Below are 17,165 nucleotides of genomic sequence, written 5' to 3'. Positions count from 1 at the left end.
TGGTGCTTGACCGGCGATTGAACAAGTGTTTAGCATCCTAAACATGCGTTCAACGGACCTGACGACCGTGGCCCGGATTCGCGACGCCGCCATCGAGCTGTTCGGCGCCCGCGGATTCGATGTCGGGGTTCGGGCGATCGCCGAGGCCGCCGGGGTGAGCCCGGGGCTGGTGATCCACCACTTTGGGTCGAAGGACGGATTGCGCCAAGCGTGCGACGACTACATCGCCGAAGAAGTCCGCAGTGAGAAATCCGAGACGATTCGTTCCACCGACCCGGCCACGTGGCTCGCCGCAGCGGCCGAGATCGAATCGTTCGCGCCGATGATGGCCTACCTTGTGCGCAGCATGCAGACCGGCGGCGAGCTGGCCAGAAACCTGTGGCGCACCATGTTCGCGAATGTCGAGGCTTACCTCGACGAGGGGGTCCACGCCGGCACGATCAAGCCGAGCCGCGACCCAGCCGCACGCGCGAAGTATCTCGGCATGGCAGGCGGCGGCGCCTTCCTGCTCTACCTCCAATTGCACGACAACCCAACGGATTTACGGGCTGTTCTGCACGACTACGCCAACGAGATGATGCTGCCCGCCCTCGAGCTCTACACCGAGGGCCTGCTCACCGACTCGACGATGTTCGACAGCTTCGCCGCACACGGCGAAATTGTGACCCACACCGAGGGAGAACAACATGACGACGGCATCGGTACCGACAGCGCGGACTGACACCGCAGCGGTCGAAATCCACGGTCTGGTCAAGACTTTCGGCCGAACCCGGGCCCTGGACGGCATGGACTTGACCGTTCGCGCCGGCTCGGTCGCCGGATTCCTCGGACCCAATGGCGCAGGCAAATCCACAACCATCCGCATCCTGCTCGGGCTACTGCGCGCCGACGGCGGCCACGTCCGCCTACTGGGCGGTGACCCGTGGCACGACGCGGTGGCGCTGCACCGGCGCATCGCCTACGTACCCGGGGATGTGACGCTGTGGCCGAATCTGACCGGCGGTCAGGTGATCGACTTCCTGTGCGGCCTGCGCGGTGGTGCGGACCCCCGCCGGCGGGACTGGCTGATCCAGCGCTTCGAACTCGACCCGAACAAGAAGGCCCGTACGTACTCGAAAGGCAACCGCCAGAAGGTGGCGCTGGTGGCCGCCTTCGCCACCGACGCCGACATCTACATTCTCGACGAGCCGACGTCGGGCCTCGACCCGTTGATGGAGAACGTCTTTCAGGAATGCGTCCGCGAGGTCGCCGGCCGCGGCGCTGCGGTGCTGCTCTCCAGCCACGTCCTGGCCGAGGTCGAAAAGGTCTGTGACACAGTCACCATCATCCGCGCCGGGCGCACCGTGCAATCGGGGCCGCTGGCCCAGCTCCAGCACCTGATGCGCACCACGGTGACAGCACGCACCCACCGCGACCCCACCGTCGTGGCTCGATGGCCCGGCGTGCACGACGTGAACATCGTCGACGGCCAGGTCCGATTCACCGTCGGCCGCGACGTACTGGACGCGACGATGGTGCATCTCACCCAGCTCGGGATCGCGGACCTGACGGTCACGCCGGCCTCCCTGGAAGACCTGTTCCTGCGCGAATACCGGACGCCCGCGCCATGACCGCAACCGCAACCGCCCCGTCCCGGTTGACCGGGACCGGGACGCTCGTCCGCTTCGCCCTGCGTCGCGACAGGATCCGGCTGACGGCGTGGATCTCGGCGCTGACACTGATGATGGTCTACGCCCCCAATGGGATCAAACTCGCGTATCCCGACGAGGCGCAGCGCCAGGCCCGCGTGAACTTGCTCAAGACCCCGGCCGGGATCATGTTGGGCGGACCGATGTTCGGAGTCAACGAGACCGATCTCGGCGTCATGATGGCCAATGAACTGACCCTGACGTTGATCGTGGCGGCATCGATTCTGGCCATCATGACCGTCATTCGTCACACCCGCGCCGAAGAGGAAAGCGGAGCCGCCGAACTCGTGCTTTCCTCGATCGTCGGCCGCCATGCCCGCACGGCCGCCGCCCTGATCGTCATCGTGCTGGTGAACGCCGTCCTGTCGGTGACGATGACGATCGCCATGGCCGCCACCGGGTTCGCGGTGGTCGACACCGCGGCGATGATTTTGGGGATCACCACCGTGGCAACGGTTTTCGGAGCTGTCGCGGCGCTGAGCGCGCAATTGTGGCGGCAGGCCAGAACGGCCAGCGGAGCCGCGCTCGCGACACTGGCCGCGGCCGTCCTGGTGCGGGGTGCGGGCGACGTGATCGACAACTCCGGCAGCGCGCTGAGCTGGTTCTCCCCCATCGCGTGGGCGCAGCAGATGCGACCCTTCGTCGCATTGCGCTGGTGGCCACTCGGGCTGCTGGCTGCGCTGGCCGTCGCACTCGTCGCGGCCACCGTGGCGCTGGAGAGCCGCCGCCAGTACGACGACGGTGTCCTGGCGTCCGCCGGTGAGCACTCCCGTGCGCGACCAGTCGGCGGGGTCTTCGGTCTACAGCTGGTGATTCACCGCGGCCTGACCGTGGGCTGGGCGGTTGGTCTGCTGATCGCCGGGGCGGCGTTCGGTTCGATGACCAAATCGCTGCTGGACGCGGCGAGAGGCAATGAGCTTCTGGCCCGGTTGCTTTCGGCGCAGGGCACCGACGGTGTGTACACCACCATGACGCAGTTCCTGGCCGCGGCGACCACCGCGTATGTGGTTAGCGTTGTGGTGCGGCTGCGCCGCGACGAGGAGTCCGGAATCGGCGAGGCGGTGCTGGCGGGTTCGGTGTCGCGCTGGGCGTGGTTGTTGTCGGCGGTCGGCGCGGGGCTGACCGGTGCGGCGGTGCTGCTGGCCTGCGCAGGCCTGGGTAACGGCATCGGCGCCGGATTGACGTTGGGCGAGCCCGCCACGATCCTGCGCTTGACCTGGGCTGCGCTGGCCTTCCTGCCTGCGATGGCGGTGATGGCAGGCATCGCCGCCCTCGGCGTCGCGTTGCGTCATCCCGGCATCGGCTGGGTGGCCGTCGCATTCGTGGTCGTCGCGTTGTATCTCGGTGCGCTGCTGCGGTTGCCGCGATGGTTGATCGAGGCCTCGCCGGTGGGGCGTACCACCGCACCGTCATCGGTTTCCGTTGTGGCACTGGGCGTGATGGTGGCGATCGGCGTCGCGGTCACGCTGATCGCCGGTGCCATCTATCGCCGCCGCGATGTCGTGTAGGAAAGCCATGGGAACGTCACTTCGTATTGCGATCTCGTCGATCGTGGGTATCGCGGCCTTCGTGGTGCTGCTGTTCGTGCCCGCGGGGACCGTCAGCTATTGGCAGGGCTGGGCTTTCCTCGCGGTGTTCAGCATCGCGAGCCTGGTCCCGACACTGTATTTGGGCCGGAAGTACCCCGACGCGTTCGAACGGCGCACCCATGCCGGCGTCAAGGCGGAGACCCGGCCGGTCCAGAAGGTCGTGATCGCCGGGACGTTTTTGGTGTTCGCGGCGATGCTGGTGGTGCCGGCCCTGGACTACCGCTTCGGTTGGTCGACGGTGCCTGCCTGGTTGTCGGTTGCCGGCGACGTGCTGGTGGCGGTCGGCCTGGGTCTGGCGATGTGGGTGGTGGTACAGAATCAGTACGCCTCGGCCAACATCACCGTCGAGGAGGGCCAACCGTTGGTGAGCACCGGGCTGTACGGCGTTGTGCGCCATCCGATGTACTTCGGCAACGTGGTCCTGATGATCGGGATCGCGCTGGCGCTCGGCTCGTATTGGGCCCTGCTGCTCGTCGTCGTCGGGCTGCTGTTGATGGCGGCGCGAATCCTCGACGAGGAGAAGATGCTCACCGGGGAACTGGACGGTTATCGGCAGTACACCCACAATGTGCGCTACCGTCTGGTGCCCCTGATCTGGTGAGCACTTGAATCAGCGCCGATGCCAGGAAATCTCGTTAGTGACGCGTCATCCTGGATGCGAGTTTGTGACGGCATGAGGAGGCGCCATGGAGCTGATGACCGGCTTCGGGCTGGCCACCGCCGCGGGCCTCAACGCCTACATCCCGCTGCTGTCGCTTGCGCTGCTGGCCCGGTTCACCGACCTCGTCACCTTGCCGGCCGGGTGGTCGTGGCTGGAGAACGCCTGGGTGATCGCCATAGTCGCGGTCCTGCTGCTGATCGAGATCGTCGCCGACAAGATCCCCGCCCTGGACTCGGTCAACGACGTAGTCCAGACGTTCGTCCGCCCGACGGCCGGCGGCATCGTCTTCGGGTCGGGCACCGCCGCGCAGACCGCCGCGGTCACCGATCCCGGTGAGTTCGCCCGCACCGGTCAGTGGGTACCGGTCGCGATCGGTGTTGTCACGGCCCTGGTCGTCCACCTGACCAAGACGGCGGTCCGCCCGGCGGCGAACGTCGCCTCGGCCGGCACCGCGGCGCCGGTGCTCAGCACGGTCGAGGACATCGTCAGCGTCGCACTGGTGTTCATCGCGATCCTCATCCCGGCGCTGGTACTGGTGGTGATCGTCGCCCTGGCATGGGCCGCGGTCGCGTTGTGGCGGCGCCGACGACGGCGCAAGGCTGCGCGGCGCCCGGTTTAGCCGGCAGCCTGGTGGGGCACTGTGCGCACGTGGGCCGCCGCATCCAAACCTCGCTGTGCGTACTGGTGATCGGATGCTCGGTGGCGGCCGGGTGCGCCGGTGAACCCAAGCCCGTCAGCATCACGCATGCCCCGCCCGCCGAGCCGGCCAGGGCAGGTCCGCCCACCGCGGCGCCGGTCGGCATCGTCGTCCCGCTCGGCAACGCACCGGAAGGTGTCGTCGTCGGCACGTCGGGGATCGCGGCCGTCGCGGTGCGGGATCCCAACGCCATAGTGCTGTTCGATGCCACCACCGGCAGGCAACGCCAGCGGATCCCGACCCCGAGCGCCGCGCGCCACTTGAGCCTGGCCGGTCCGGACGGCCCCGTGCTGGCCCCGTTGGAGGGCACCGCTGAGCTCCTCGAACTGAACCTCGCCGAGGGCCGCATCACCACCACCGTCACCGGCGTCGGACGGCAGCCGCACGACGCGGCGGCGACCGCGTCGGGAGCCATCGTGGTGACCAACGAAGGCGGCGGCGGCGTGCTGTTCGTCCGCGACGGTCAGGTGGTCGGGTCACTGCCGGCCGGTCCGCCGCAGCCCGGCGGTGTCGCGGCCGTCGGTAACTACGCAGCCGTCGCCGACGTCCAGGGCAACGGGGTGTGGGTGTATGACGGCTCGACCCGCGAGCTGGTCAGCCAGGCTCCGGTGGGGGCCAAGCTCACCCACGCGGTCTCGCTTTCCGTTGATCTGGCCGCGTTCGCCGACACCGACGGCGGCGCCGTCTACATCGAGCGCATCGATCCGAAGGTGAGCCAGGTGGCCAGAATCGATGCACCGGGTAAGCCCTACGGGCTGGCTTACGACGCCCGGCGCCACCGCCTCTACATCACGCTGACCGAGCGGAACGCGGTGCGGGTGGTTGATGTCGCAGACCCGGCGGCGAGCCGGACCCTCGCCGATGTGGCCACCGTGCGCCAACCCAATTCCGTTGCCGTCGAACCGAATTCCGGTGCCATCGTGGTGACCGGCAGCGACGGGGGTGGCAGCAGCAGCGTCCAGATCATCGGCCCGGAGCTGCTTGCGGCCGGTTAGATCCAGACGCCCTTGCCGACGGCCACCACGCCGCCTGCGCTGATCGCGAACCGGTCGCGGTCCTTCTCCAGGTCGACGCCGACCATCTCGCCGGGGCCGACGACCACGTTCTTGTCGAGGATGGCGTGCCGGACCACCGCGCCGCGGCCCACCCGCACGCCGGGCATCAGCACGCTGCCCTCGACGATGGCGCCATCCTCGATCGCGACGTTGCTCGACAGCACCGAATTGCGCACCGACGCCGCGGAGATGATGCTGCCGGCGCCGACCACGGACTCCTGCGCCGAGCCGCCGTTGACGAACTTCGCGGGCGCCAGGTTCTCCGACTCCCCGCGGATCGGCCAGCGCTTGTTGTAGAGGTTGAACACCGGGTGCACCGACACCAAATCCATGTGGGCGTCGTAGAACGCGTCCAGCGTCCCGACGTCGCGCCAGTAGCCGTGGTCGCGTTCGGTGGCGCCGGGGACTTCGTTGTTGCTGAAGTCGTACACCGCGGCCATCCCGTCGGACACCAGCCGCGGGATGATGTCGCCGCCCATGTCGTGATCGGAGTTGTCGTCATCGGCGTCGGCCCGGATGGCATCGATGAGCACCTTGGTGGTGAAGATGTAGTTACCCATCGACACGAAGGTCTGCTCGGGATCATCGGGCGTACCCGGCGGGTCGGCCGGCTTCTCGATGAACTCCCGGATGCGGCCGGACTCGTCGGCGTCGATGCACCCGAATGCGTGCGCCTCGGCGCGGGGCACCCGGATACCGGCGACGGTGGCGCCGGCCCCGCTCTCGATGTGGAACTTGACCATCTGCTCGGGGTCCATCCGGTACACGTGGTCGGCACCGAAAACCACGATGTAGTCCGGATCCTCGTCGTAGATCAGGTTCAGCGACTGGTAGATCGCGTCGGCCGAGCCGGTGTACCAGCGCGGGCCGAGGCGCTGCTGAGCGGGAACCGGCGTGATGTATTCACCGGCCAGGCCGCTCAGCCGCCAGTTCTGCGAGATGTGCCGGTCCAGCGAATGCGACTTGTACTGGGTGAGCACGCAGATGCGGAGGTAGCGCGCGTTGACCAGATTCGACAGCACGAAATCGATGAGGCGGTAGGCGCCGCCGAAGGGAACCGCCGGCTTGGCCCGGTCGGCGGTCAGCGGGTAGAGCCGTTTGCCCTCTCCGCCCGCCAGGACGATGCCCAGCACGTGTGGCAATTCCCTCATGAAAACCAACCTATCGGCACACGCAACCGACGGCTAGGCCAACGCCGCTATTGCAGGTCGTCGTGTCGCGACCGAAGCGACTTGGGGTCGCGCGCAAGCACGTTGACCCGCAAGGTCGGGGCGAGCGAAGCGACGGGGAAGAGGATGCGCCGCGCAGCGCGGGCCACTACCGTCGGGCGTATGCGGGTGGCGATGATGACTCGGGAGTATCCACCCGAGGTTTACGGCGGGGCGGGCGTGCACGTGACCGAACTCGTCGCACAATTGCGGCGGCTGTGCGAGGTGGACGTGCACTGTATGGGCGCTCCGCGTCCGGGCGTCTTCGTCCATCAGCCCGACCCTGCGCTCAAGGCGGCCAACCCGGCGCTGTCGACGCTGTCCGCGGATCTGGTGATGGCCAATGCGGCCGCCGAGGCGACGGTGGTGCATTCGCACACCTGGTACACCGGGATGGCGGGTCACCTTGCGTCGCTGCTCTACGACGTCCCCCACGTGCTGACCGCGCACTCCCTCGAACCGTTGCGGCCGTGGAAGGCCGAACAGCTCGGCGGCGGCTACCGGGTGTCGCTGTGGGTGGAGCGCACCGCGGTCGAGGCGGCGGACGGGGTGATCGCGGTCAGTTCCGGCATGCGCGACGACGTGCTGTCGGTGTATCCGGCGTTGGACCCCAACCGGGTTCATGTCGTGAAGAACGGAATCGACACCGACGTCTGGTATCCGGCGCCGCCCGAGCGGGGTGAATCGGTGCTCGCCGAACTCGGCGTCGACCCGTCGCGGCCCATGGTGGCGTTCGTCGGCCGGATCACCCGGCAGAAGGGTGTCCCGCATCTGATCGCCGCGGCGCACCGCTTCGACCCGGAGATCCAGGTGGTGCTGTGCGCCGGTGCGCCGGACACCCCGGAGATTGCCGCCGAGGTGAGCTCGGCCGTGCAGGAACTGGCCGGGCGGCGCAGCGGCGTGTTCTGGGTGCAGGAGTTCCTGCCCATCGGAAAGATCCGCGAGATACTCTCGGCGGCAACAGCTTTCGTGTGCCCTTCGGTGTACGAGCCGCTCGGCATCGTGAATCTGGAGGCGATGGCCTGCGGAACGGCCGTGGTGGCGTCCGACGTGGGGGGCATACCCGAAGTGGTCGACGACGGGGTGACCGGAACTCTGGTGCACTACGAGTCGACGGACCCGGCAGGCTTCGAGACGGGGCTCGCCGAGGCGGTCAATGCGCTGGTGGGCGATCTGGAGAAGGCGCGCCGCTTCGGGGCGGCCGGCCGGCAGCGCTGCATCGACGAGTTCTCGTGGGCGCACATCGCCGAGCAGACACTCGAGATCTACCGCAAGGTGTCGGCTTAAGCCGACCGAAGGGGCGGCCGGCAGAGAAGAAACCCCGCGGGTCACGCGGGGTTTCGAAGGTGGATCAGTTAGCTGGTGACGTTCTTGAGTTCGTCACCCAGGGCGGCCGCCTCGTCGGGGGTCAGCTCGACCACCAGTCGCCCGCCGCCTTCCAGCGGTACCCGCATCACGATGCCGCGCCCCTCCTTGGTTGCTTCCAGCGGACCGTCACCGGTCCGGGGCTTCATCGCCGCCATCGAGTGCTCCCTCCAGGTTCGAGCCGGCCCGTGCTCACGGACCCGGTCCAGCGCCGGGCACGTGGCCGGTGCGTCGGCACTGAACTGCTTGTTTTCGATTCTATTGTTCCTTATCGGCGGGCATTGGTGTGAAAGGGCCGATTAAGGGGGTCCGATTTGCGCCGTCACGCTGCGGTCGGGCGGGGAACCCAGCACGACGCCAGGTGATCGTCGACCATCCCGGTGGCCTGCATCAGCGCGTACGCGGTGGTGGGGCCGACGAAGCGGAAACCGCGCTTCTTGAGGTCCTTGGCCATCGCCTGGGATTCCGGCGTGATCGCCGGCACGTCGGCCATCGTCTTGGGCCGCGGGCGCGGCGGCGGGGCGTAGGACCACAGCAGATCGGACAGGTCGACGTCGAGTTCGGCGACGGCCCTGGCGTTGGCGATGGTGGCCTCGATCTTGGCGCGGTTGCGCACGATGCCCTCGTCGGCCATCAACCGGGTGACGTCCCGGTCGGTGTAGCCGGCCACCGTCTCGATGTCGAAGCCGTCGAACGCCCGCCGGAAGTTGTCCCGCTTACGCAGGATGATCAGCCACGACAGGCCGCTCTGGAACGCCTCGAGGCTCATCCGCTCGAACAGCGCCACCTGGCCGCGTAGCACCCGGCCCCACTCGTCGTCGTGGTAGTCGCGGTACAGCACCGACTGGCCCTGCACCCAGCCGCAGCGGGTGCGGCCGTCGTCCTCGGCGGCCTCGCTCACACCGATTCCTCGTCGGCAGCGGGCGCGGCGTGGTGGGTGTGTACCGGCTCGTCCAGGCCCGCGGCCGCGCGCACCGCGGAGAGCTCGCCGCGCAGCTGGTCCAGTTCGGCGCCGAGACGGTCCAGCACCCAGTCCACTTCGCTGGTCTTATAGCCACGCAACACCTGGGTGAACTTGACGGCCTCGACGTCCTCGCCGGTGACCCCGGAGGCGGGCAGCACGGTGGCCGTGGTGGCGCGCGGCAGCGGCGGCAACTGCTCGCCCCGCCCGAACACCAGGCTGGCCACCCCGAAGAGGACGATGCCGATCAGGATCAGCACCACCAGGTACAGCAGGATCAACGTCACGTCACGAGATTACTTGCGCCGAGATCGACGTTCGGCATGCTTGCACTCGCATTTCCGCGGCGAAATGTCGGTTTGGGCGAGAGATGCGCTCAGCGCAGGGTGTTCATCGGCGGCCGGTCGGCGAGCGAGACCTTGGTGGTCTGCGGCAGGTAGCCGTCGTGTCCGTCGGGCAGGAACTGCGTCAGCCCGATCCCGGAGTCGGTGATGCCGCAGCGCGACAGCAGCGTGGCGATCACCTGGCGGCTCATCGCACCCAGCTCGATCAAAGGGCGGTTGCGGTGACTGCGCACGCCGAGATTGACCTGCGCGATCGCCTGCAGGCCCAGCCGGTCGTAGGTGTCGACCAGCAGGCCGATCTCCACGCCGTAGCCCGGCGCGAACGGCACCGACGTCAACAGCTCGCGGGTGCCGGCGTACTCGCCGCCCAGCGGCTGCAGCACACAGCCCAGCTCGGGGCGCAGCGCGGCCAGCAGCGGTCGCGCGACCAGCTCGGTGACCCGGCCGCCGCCGTTGGCGTCCTCGCCCTTGCCGACCTTCAGCGGTCGCCGGTAGAAACCCTTGACCAGGTGGATGCCGTCGCCGGTGAGCAGCGGACCGACCAGTCGCGGCACGAACATCGGGTCGGGGTCGATCAGGTCGGAATCGACGAACACGATGATGTCGCCGGTGGTGGCCGCCAGCGAGCGCCACAACACTTCACCCTTGCCGGGCTGCGGCTCCACCTCGGGCACCGCCTGTTCCCGGGTGACCACCCGGGCGCCGGCGGCGATGGCTTCGATCTCGGTGTCGTCGGTGGAGCCGGAGTCCAGCACGATCAGCTCGTCGACCAGGCCGCCCAACAGTGGGCGGATGGTGTCCACCACCGATCCGACGGTCTCCTCCTCGTTGAGCGCAGGCAGGACGACGGAGATGGTGCGGCCGCGTTTGGCGGCCACCAGTTCAGCAATGGTCCAGGTCGGCCGGCTCCAGCTGTGGTCAGACAGCCAGGTGTCGCCGGGAAGTGTGTCGTTGGCGAGTTCGGTCATGCCAAGCCCCTCACCGTCCGCACCGGCGGACGCTCCCCACGGATCGACGCGACCATTTCCAGTACGCGCCGAGTGGGTCCCACTTCATGCACCCGGAACATCCGGGCTCCGTCGGCGGCGGCCAAAGCGGTCGCGGCCAGCGTGCCCTCGAGGCGTTGGGTGAGCTCCACACCCAAAGTCTCCCCGACGAAATCTTTGTTGCTCAGCGCCATCAGGACGGGCCATCCGGTCTTAACAAGATCTTTTACGTGGCGCAACAAAGTAAGACCGTGATGAGTGTTTTTGCCGAAATCGTGGGTCGGGTCGATCAGAATCGCGTCTCGGGCCACCCCGAGCGCCACCGCGCGTTCGGCGGCGGAGGTGACCTCGGCGATGACGTCGTCGACCACGCCGGTCACGGTTGTGCCGTAGCTGACCCGGAACGGCCGGGTGCGCGGTGTGGCGCCCCCGGTGTGCGAACACACCAGCCCGGCCCCGAACTCGGCGGCGACCTCGGGTAGGGCCGGGTCGGCACCGGCCCAGGTGTCGTTGATCAGGTCCGCTCCGGCCGCGCAGGCCTGCTTGGCCACCGCCGAACGCCAGGTGTCGACGCTGATCAGCTGGTCGGGGTACTCGCCGCGCAGCCACTCGATGAACGGCACCACCCGGGCGATTTCCTCGTCGGCGTCGACCAGAGTGCCGGGCCCGGCCTTGACTCCCCCGACGTCGACCACGTCGGCGCCCTCGGCGACCACCCGGTGCGCGGCGTCTTTGGCGGCCTCGTCGGTGAAGGTCGCGCCCCGGTCGTAGAACGAGTCGGGTGTGCGGTTGACGATCGCCATGATCAGCGCGCGATCACCGGCCACCGGCCGTCCGCAGAACGTCGACTTCACTCCACCATGGTGCCTGGTGACGCCGAGATCGACGAAATGACGGCTCCTACTCGCAGTTCCTCTGCGAGACGTCGGTTTGGGCGAACTGGGACTAGCCCTTGGGCCGGGACCCGGCCGCCACTTCCTCGGGATACTCGTCGTAGAACGGTACGTAGCCCTCGTCGCGGCCCTTCAGCACGTACAGCGGGTCCTTGATCTCCTCGCCGTCGGCGCCGTACCCCTGTTTGCGCAGGTCGACCTTGCGGCTCTTGAACGTCGACGTCGTCTCCAGCGACTCGACGATCCGGACGAACAACGGCACGGCATAGCCCGGCAGGTTTCCGTAGACGGTTTCGGCCAGCGCCTTGCCGTCGAATTCCACCCCGTCACGCAGCTTGACCGCCGCCATCCCGGCGCGGCCGCCGGTGTCGGGCACCTCGACACCGAACACCGTCGACTCCTCGACGTTCTTGTCCTGGCCGAGCGCAGCCTCCACCTGGGTGGTGGCGACGTTCTCGCCCTTCCACCGGAAGGTGTCGCCGAGCCGGTCGGCGAAGGCGGCGTGCCGCATGCCCTGCGGGTTCATCACGTCGCCGGTGTTGAACCACACGTCGCCCTCTTTGAACGCGTTGCGCACCAACTTCTTCTCGCTGGCTTCCTTGTCGGTGTAGCCGTCGAACGGCGAGAGCTTGTTGACCGGGCTGATCAGCAGGCCGGGCTCACCGGGCGCCACCTTGCGGACCCGGCCGTTCTCGTCGCGGGCCGGCTCGCCGGTCTCCGCGTCGTACTCGACGTAGGCCAGTGGCATCGGGCTGATGCCGGTGGTCTTGGGGATGTTGAAGATATTGATGAATGCGGTGTTGCCCTCGCTGGCGGCGTAGAACTCGGCGACCCGGCCGATGTTGAACCGGCGGGTGAACTCGTCCCAGATCTCCGGGCGCAACCCGTTGCCGGCGATCACGCGGATCTTGTGGGCGCGGTCGGTGTCCTTGGGCGGCTGGTTCAGCAGATAGCGGCACACCTCACCGATGTAGATGAACGCGGTGGCTTCCATGTCAATCACGTCGTCCCAGAACCGCGACGCCGAGAACGACTTGCCCAGTGCCAGAGTGCCGCCCGCGTTGATCACCGACGACACCGCGACCGTGAGCGCGTTGTTGTGGTAGAGCGGCAGCGGGCAATACAGGGTGTCATTGCTGTTGAGCCGCAACCCCAATCCGCCGAACGCCGCGAGCGCGCGCAGCCACCGGTGATGGGTCATCACGCTGGCCTTCGGGTGGCCGGTGGTGCCCGAGGTGAAGATGTAGAACGCGGTGTCCTTGGCCTGGACCTGTGACGCCGACGCCGGGTTGTCGGTCGGCTTGCCCTTCGCTTGTTCTTCGAAGTCCTCGATGGTCACCAGGTCGGCGACCTCCGCACCGCTTTCCTTGATCGCGTCGATCAGGTCGGACTCGGCGATCACGACTTTCGCATCCAGCAGACCGATGCTGTGCGACAACACATCTCCGCGCTGGTGGTAGTTCAGCATGCCGGCCACCGCGCCGCATTTCACCGCGGCGAGCATCATCAGGACGGCGTGGGGTGAGTTGCGCAGCATGATGCCGACCACGTCGCCGCGGCCAACTCCCTTGTCGGCCAACACCGCAGCCAACCGGTTCGCTGTCTCGTTGGCTTCGCGGTAGGTGATCTTCTCGTCGCCCATCCGGATGAACACACGGTCGGCGTAGCGCGCGGCGCGATCTTGGAAGACTTTGCCGATGGAGGTCTTCGTGGTGGGCAGCGCCAGCAGACCGGTCAGTGCGCCGCGCACGATCACCGGCGCATCCATCACCACCGCAGGCAGCCGGGTGGCCAGGTCGAGTAGCCCTACCGAATGCTTCGCACCCGACTTCTCCGCGCCGGAATCGCCGGATTCGGCGGAATTATTGCTGGCCATCGATGCCACCTCCCGTGTGTCGCCCGTCCCGCGAGTCAGAGTAGCCCTGGTCACGTCCGGGGTGCGCAGACGTCGAGAGCCGCCTCGACGACATCGACGACCACCAGCCGGTCCAATGCTGCCTGCGCGACGAAACCGGGCTCGACGAGTGATCCCAACCAGCTGCGCAGACCGTCGTAGTGGCCGGTGGGATCGAGGAGCACCACCGGCTTTTCATGCATACCCAGGTACCCCGCGGTCCACGTTTCGAAAAGTTCCTCCAGCGTGCCGATCCCGCCGGGGAGTGCCAGGAAGGCGTCACTGCGGTCCTCCATGACTTGTTTGCGCTGACGCATGGTGTCGGTGACGATCAGCTCGTCGGCCTCGACGTCGGCCAGCTCCCGGTGCACCAGTGCCTTGGGGATGACGCCGACCGTGCGCCCGCCGTGGGATCGGGCACCCTCGGCCACCGCGCCCATCGCCGAGACGTTGCCGCCGCCGGACACCAGCGTCCAGCCGCGGTCGGCAATCGCCTCCCCGACCCGTCGGGCGAGGTCGAGCAGGTCGGGGTGACGCGGGCCGGAAGCGCAGTAGACGCACACCGCCCACTCGCCGTCGCGGTTGTCGGGTTCCACACCGGCAAACCTAACGCAGCCGATTTGCGGCTATTGCCGTGGCGGTGCGGTGCAGGCAAATACAGTCCGGCTATGCCGAATCGGTGGCCGCTCGTCCCGCGCCAGTCCTGCGACCGCGCGATCGAGCTGCTCGACAGTCATCGCGGCCTGGTCCTGGTGGGCGCCGACGGAGTGGGCAAGACGACGCTGGCCGGTCAGATCGCCGAGCGGCTCGGCGAGACCACGCCGGTGCGGGTGAAAGCCACCCCCACCCAAGCCGCGGTGCCGTTCGGCGCGTTCGGCCCCTTGGTCGAAGTCCACGAGGTGGGCAAACCGGCCGCACTGATCCACTCGGCGCTGGAATCGCTGCTCGCCCAAGCGGATAGCCCGCTGATCATCGTCGACGACGCTCAGCTGCTCGACCCGCTGTCGGCCAGCCTGGTCTATCAGTTGGCGCGGCACGCGTCGGCCGGACTGATCGTCACGGTGCGGGCGGGCGCGACGCTGCCGTCGGCGGTGTCCGCGCTGACCGACGACGAGCTGCTGACCACGCTCGACGTCGGCCCGCTCGACCAGGATGAGACCGCAGCCGTGCTGACCGCGATGGGCCAGCCGCTGGGCGACGAGTACCGCCGCACCGGCGGCAATCCGCTCGAATTGCGGCTGCACCTGCAGACCCGTTCGGCGGCAACGTCACTGGCAGGCCTGGTCGATGCCTATCTCGCCGAGCTGCCGCCCGGAGCCCGCACCGTGCTGAGCTACCTGGCCGTGCATGAGCCGCTGTCACGTGACGACCTGGCCGCACTCGCCGGTGACGACGCCGTGGCCCAGTCCGAAACAGCCGGTGCCGCAGAACTATTCGGCCAGACGGTGTATGCCGGTCACCCGCTGTTCGCCGAGCGGATGAACCAGGACGCCGACCCGGCCGACATCAGGCGGTTGCGGACCGAGATCCTGACCCAGCTCGCGGCCCGGCCCCACCGCCACCTCTGCGATCGCCTCGGTCGCGTGGCGCTCGCACTGGACACCGACTCCCCCGAGCCGGTCGACGACGTGGTCGCCGCGGCACAGCAGGCGCTGCGGCTCGGCGACCTGACCCTGAGCGAACGTCTCGCCGGGGCGGCCCTGGCGCGCTCCGAGCGCTTCGACGCGCGGCTCGCGCTCAGCTACGCACTGGCCTGGCAGGGCCGCGGGCGGGAAGCGGATTCGGTGCTCGCCGACGTCGATGCAGCCGCGCTCACCGAGGACGAGGTGATGGCGTGGGCGTTACCGCGGGCGGCCAACCAGTTCTGGATGCTGTCCGAACCCGAGCGCGCCACCGCGTTCCTGCAGAACACCCGCAAGCGGATCAGCTCGACGGCGGCCCGGCTGACCCTGGACGCCCTGTCAGCGACGTTCGCGATGAACGCGGGCAATGTGGCACGCGCACTCGAGATCGCGGCAGGCGTGCTGGCGGCCCCGGAGGCCGAGGACATGGCGGTGGCGTGGGCGGCCAGCGCCTCGGCGTTGTGCTCGGCACGGATGGGCCGCTTCGATCAGGTGGACGCTCTGGTGAAGCGGGCGCTGGACGCCGAACATCCCGGCCTGCTGCGCTTCACTGTCGGCCTGGCGCAGACCACCACGCTGCTGATGACCGGGCAGCCCGACGACGCGCTCGAAACTGCTGGTGAGTTCACCGACTTCGCCGAGCTGGCCCAGCCGGGCCGCTCGATCGGGGAGGTGCTGCTGGCGCAGGTGCTGATCGCGCAGGGCGATCCGGCCGGCGCGGCGCGACTGCTCGGCCCGGCCGCGGCCACGCTGGAGCGCACCGGCTACTCGTGGGGGCCGCTGTCGCTGATGTATCTGACCACCGCACTGGCCCAGCAGGGCGAGATCGCCGATTCGGCGAAGGCGCTGAGCCGTGCCGACGCCCGGCACGGCACCAAGTCGGCGCTGTTCGCCCCCGAGCTGGGGGTGGCGCGGGCCTGGCGGCTGGCCACGGTCGGCGACGGCACCCACGCCGCGATCGACGCGGCACGCGAGGCCGCGCGCGGCGCGGAGCGCAGCGGTCAGCTGGGGGTCGCGGTGTGGGCGTGGAACGAGGCGGCGCGGCTCGGCGATACGCAGGCCGCCGGGGCGATCGCGAAGCTGGCGGAGACGGTGGAGTGCGCGTTCACCCGGTGAGGTAGCGCCGCAACGTCTCGGTGACGGCGGTGATCTGGGCCAGCGCCACCCGTTCGTCGCGTTTGTGCGCCAGATTCGGGTCGCCAGGTCCGTAGTTCACGGCGGGGATGCCCAGCGCGGCGAACCGGGCGGCGTCGGTCCAGCCGAACTTGGCTCGGACCATCCCGTCGGCGGCCGCCACCAGCGCCGCCGCGGCGGGATGACTCAGTCCGGGGAGCGCGCCGGCGGCGACATCGGTCTGCTCCAGGTGTACGTCGAGGCCGTCGAACACCTCGCGCACGTGAGCCAGTGCCTGGTCGGGCGAGCGGTCCGGCGCGAACCGGAAGTTCACGGTCAGCTGCGCGGCGTCGGGGATGACGTTGCCTGCCACCCCCCCGTCGATCTTCACCGCCGACAACCCTTCGCGGTACGTACAGCCGTCGATCTCGACCATGCGGGCCTGGTAACCGGACAGCCGGTCGAGCACGGGGCCGAGCTTGTGAATAGCGTTGTCGCCCAACCAGGATCGCGCCGAGTGCGCCCGCGCTCCGGTCGCCGAGATCACCACCCGCAAGGTGCCCTGACAGCCGGCCTCGATGTAGCCGCCGGACGGCTCACCCAGGATCGCGACGTCCGCGGTCAGCCAGTCCGGAAGCTCGCGCTGGATCCGGTTGAGTCCGTTGGCGGAGGCTTCGATCTCTTCGCAGTCGTAGAAGACCAGCGTGATGTCGTGGGCCGGCTCGGCGATGGTGGCGGCCAGATGCAGGAACACCGCGTCACCGGACTTCATGTCCGAGGTGCCGCACCCGTACAGGTGGTCGGCGTCGAACCGCGACGGCACGTTGTCGGCGATCGGGACGGTGTCGAGGTGACCGGCCAGCACCACCCGAGACGGCAGACCGAAGTTCGTGCGGGCCAGCACCGCGTCGCCGTTGCGGATGATCTCGTAGCCGGACGTCTGCGCGCGCAGCGCGGACTCGACCTCGCCGGCGATGCGCGCCTCGTCGCGCGACACACTTGGGATGTCGACGAGCGCGGCGGTCAGCGCGATCGGGTCAGCGTGTAGATCCAACACAACTGACCAGGCTAGCGGGCAGCGCGATGCAT

The 17,165-nt window shown here is 68.5% G+C and carries 17 protein-coding genes; 8 read left to right on the top strand and 9 right to left on the bottom strand.

The annotated features are described in order from the left end of the window. Nucleotides 1–43: 43 nt before the first annotated feature. The 6 genes from CRM90_RS18080 (at nucleotide 44) to CRM90_RS18055 (ending at nucleotide 5,630) form a co-directional block, all read left to right on the top strand. Nucleotides 44–721: a TetR/AcrR family transcriptional regulator gene (locus CRM90_RS18080; protein ID WP_102808323.1), complete on the top strand. Its 678-nt coding sequence runs from the start codon at nucleotides 44–46 to the stop codon at nucleotides 719–721. Further along, a complete protein-coding gene (locus CRM90_RS18075; RefSeq protein ID WP_102808322.1) occupies nucleotides 687–1,610 on the top strand; it encodes an ABC transporter ATP-binding protein in 924 nt (307 codons plus the stop codon). The genes CRM90_RS18080 and CRM90_RS18075 overlap by 35 nt, the downstream gene beginning before the upstream one ends. Next, on the top strand, nucleotides 1,607–3,196 hold the full coding sequence (locus CRM90_RS18070; protein WP_102808321.1) for an ABC transporter permease: 1,590 nt from the start codon (nucleotides 1,607–1,609) through the stop codon (nucleotides 3,194–3,196). The genes CRM90_RS18075 and CRM90_RS18070 overlap by 4 nt, the downstream gene beginning before the upstream one ends. 7 nt (nucleotides 3,197–3,203) lie before the next feature. Continuing rightward, a complete protein-coding gene (locus CRM90_RS18065) occupies nucleotides 3,204–3,878 on the top strand; it encodes a methyltransferase family protein (RefSeq protein ID WP_102808320.1) in 675 nt (224 codons plus the stop codon). A gap of 85 nt (nucleotides 3,879–3,963) precedes the next feature. Beyond that, complete coding sequence (locus CRM90_RS18060) at nucleotides 3,964–4,557, top strand: DUF4126 domain-containing protein (RefSeq protein WP_102808319.1); 594 nt, start codon at nucleotides 3,964–3,966, stop codon at nucleotides 4,555–4,557. A gap of 29 nt (nucleotides 4,558–4,586) precedes the next feature. Beyond that, nucleotides 4,587–5,630, top strand: a complete 1,044-nt coding sequence (locus CRM90_RS18055; protein ID WP_142391391.1) for a Vgb family protein — start codon at nucleotides 4,587–4,589, stop codon at nucleotides 5,628–5,630. Here CRM90_RS18055 and glgC read toward each other — a convergent pair. Beyond that, nucleotides 5,627–6,841 (bottom strand): glucose-1-phosphate adenylyltransferase, encoded by a 1,215-nt coding sequence (glgC, locus tag CRM90_RS18050; protein WP_036343821.1) that lies wholly within the window; start codon nucleotides 6,839–6,841, stop codon nucleotides 5,627–5,629. The genes CRM90_RS18055 and glgC overlap by 4 nt on opposite strands. A gap of 180 nt (nucleotides 6,842–7,021) precedes the next feature. On the opposite strand from glgC, the gene glgA reads away from it, so the two are divergent. Beyond that, nucleotides 7,022–8,185: a glycogen synthase gene (glgA, locus tag CRM90_RS18045; protein ID WP_102808317.1), complete on the top strand. Its 1,164-nt coding sequence runs from the start codon at nucleotides 7,022–7,024 to the stop codon at nucleotides 8,183–8,185. A gap of 68 nt (nucleotides 8,186–8,253) precedes the next feature. On the opposite strand, the gene CRM90_RS18040 is transcribed toward glgA, so the two are convergent. From CRM90_RS18040 to log, 7 genes are all read right to left on the bottom strand, one after another. Then, nucleotides 8,254–8,421, bottom strand: coding sequence for a DUF3117 domain-containing protein (locus CRM90_RS18040; RefSeq protein ID WP_005059648.1), 168 nt, complete (start codon nucleotides 8,419–8,421; stop codon nucleotides 8,254–8,256). Nucleotides 8,422–8,585: 164 nt separating this feature from the next. After that, a complete protein-coding gene (locus CRM90_RS18035; protein WP_286145642.1) occupies nucleotides 8,586–9,164 on the bottom strand; it encodes a DNA-3-methyladenine glycosylase I in 579 nt (192 codons plus the stop codon). Further along, a complete protein-coding gene (locus CRM90_RS18030; protein WP_102808316.1) occupies nucleotides 9,161–9,511 on the bottom strand; it encodes a DivIVA domain-containing protein in 351 nt (116 codons plus the stop codon). The genes CRM90_RS18035 and CRM90_RS18030 overlap by 4 nt, the downstream gene beginning before the upstream one ends. Nucleotides 9,512–9,600: 89 nt before the next feature. Next, the gene (locus tag CRM90_RS18025) at nucleotides 9,601–10,536 is read right to left on the bottom strand and encodes a glucosyl-3-phosphoglycerate synthase (RefSeq protein WP_083121248.1); all 936 of its coding nucleotides are present in this window, start codon (nucleotides 10,534–10,536) and stop codon (nucleotides 9,601–9,603) included. Continuing rightward, nucleotides 10,533–11,357: a dihydropteroate synthase gene (gene folP / locus CRM90_RS18020; RefSeq protein ID WP_233209386.1), complete on the bottom strand. Its 825-nt coding sequence runs from the start codon at nucleotides 11,355–11,357 to the stop codon at nucleotides 10,533–10,535. The genes CRM90_RS18025 and folP overlap by 4 nt, the downstream gene beginning before the upstream one ends. Before the next feature lie 142 nt (nucleotides 11,358–11,499). Beyond that, a complete protein-coding gene (fadD6, locus tag CRM90_RS18015) occupies nucleotides 11,500–13,323 on the bottom strand; it encodes a long-chain-acyl-CoA synthetase FadD6 (protein ID WP_102808412.1) in 1,824 nt (607 codons plus the stop codon). Nucleotides 13,324–13,373: 50 nt separating this feature from the next. Further along, entirely contained in the window at nucleotides 13,374–13,937 is a 564-nt protein-coding gene (gene log, locus CRM90_RS18010) for a cytokinin riboside 5'-monophosphate phosphoribohydrolase (protein WP_102808314.1), read from the bottom strand. Nucleotides 13,938–14,009: 72 nt separating this feature from the next. Between log and CRM90_RS18005 the strand changes: the two genes are divergently transcribed. Beyond that, nucleotides 14,010–16,079 (top strand): AAA family ATPase, encoded by a 2,070-nt coding sequence (locus tag CRM90_RS18005; protein ID WP_102808313.1) that lies wholly within the window; start codon nucleotides 14,010–14,012, stop codon nucleotides 16,077–16,079. Here CRM90_RS18005 and dapE read toward each other — a convergent pair. Then, nucleotides 16,069–17,133: a succinyl-diaminopimelate desuccinylase gene (dapE, locus tag CRM90_RS18000; RefSeq protein ID WP_102808312.1), complete on the bottom strand. Its 1,065-nt coding sequence runs from the start codon at nucleotides 17,131–17,133 to the stop codon at nucleotides 16,069–16,071. The genes CRM90_RS18005 and dapE overlap by 11 nt on opposite strands. Between the last annotated feature and the right edge of the window lie 32 nt (nucleotides 17,134–17,165).

The sequence above is a fragment of the Mycobacterium sp. ENV421 genome (assembly GCF_002887815.1).
Taxonomy (GTDB): domain Bacteria; phylum Actinomycetota; class Actinomycetes; order Mycobacteriales; family Mycobacteriaceae; genus Mycobacterium.
This window is presented reverse-complemented; position numbering and strand designations above follow the sequence as displayed.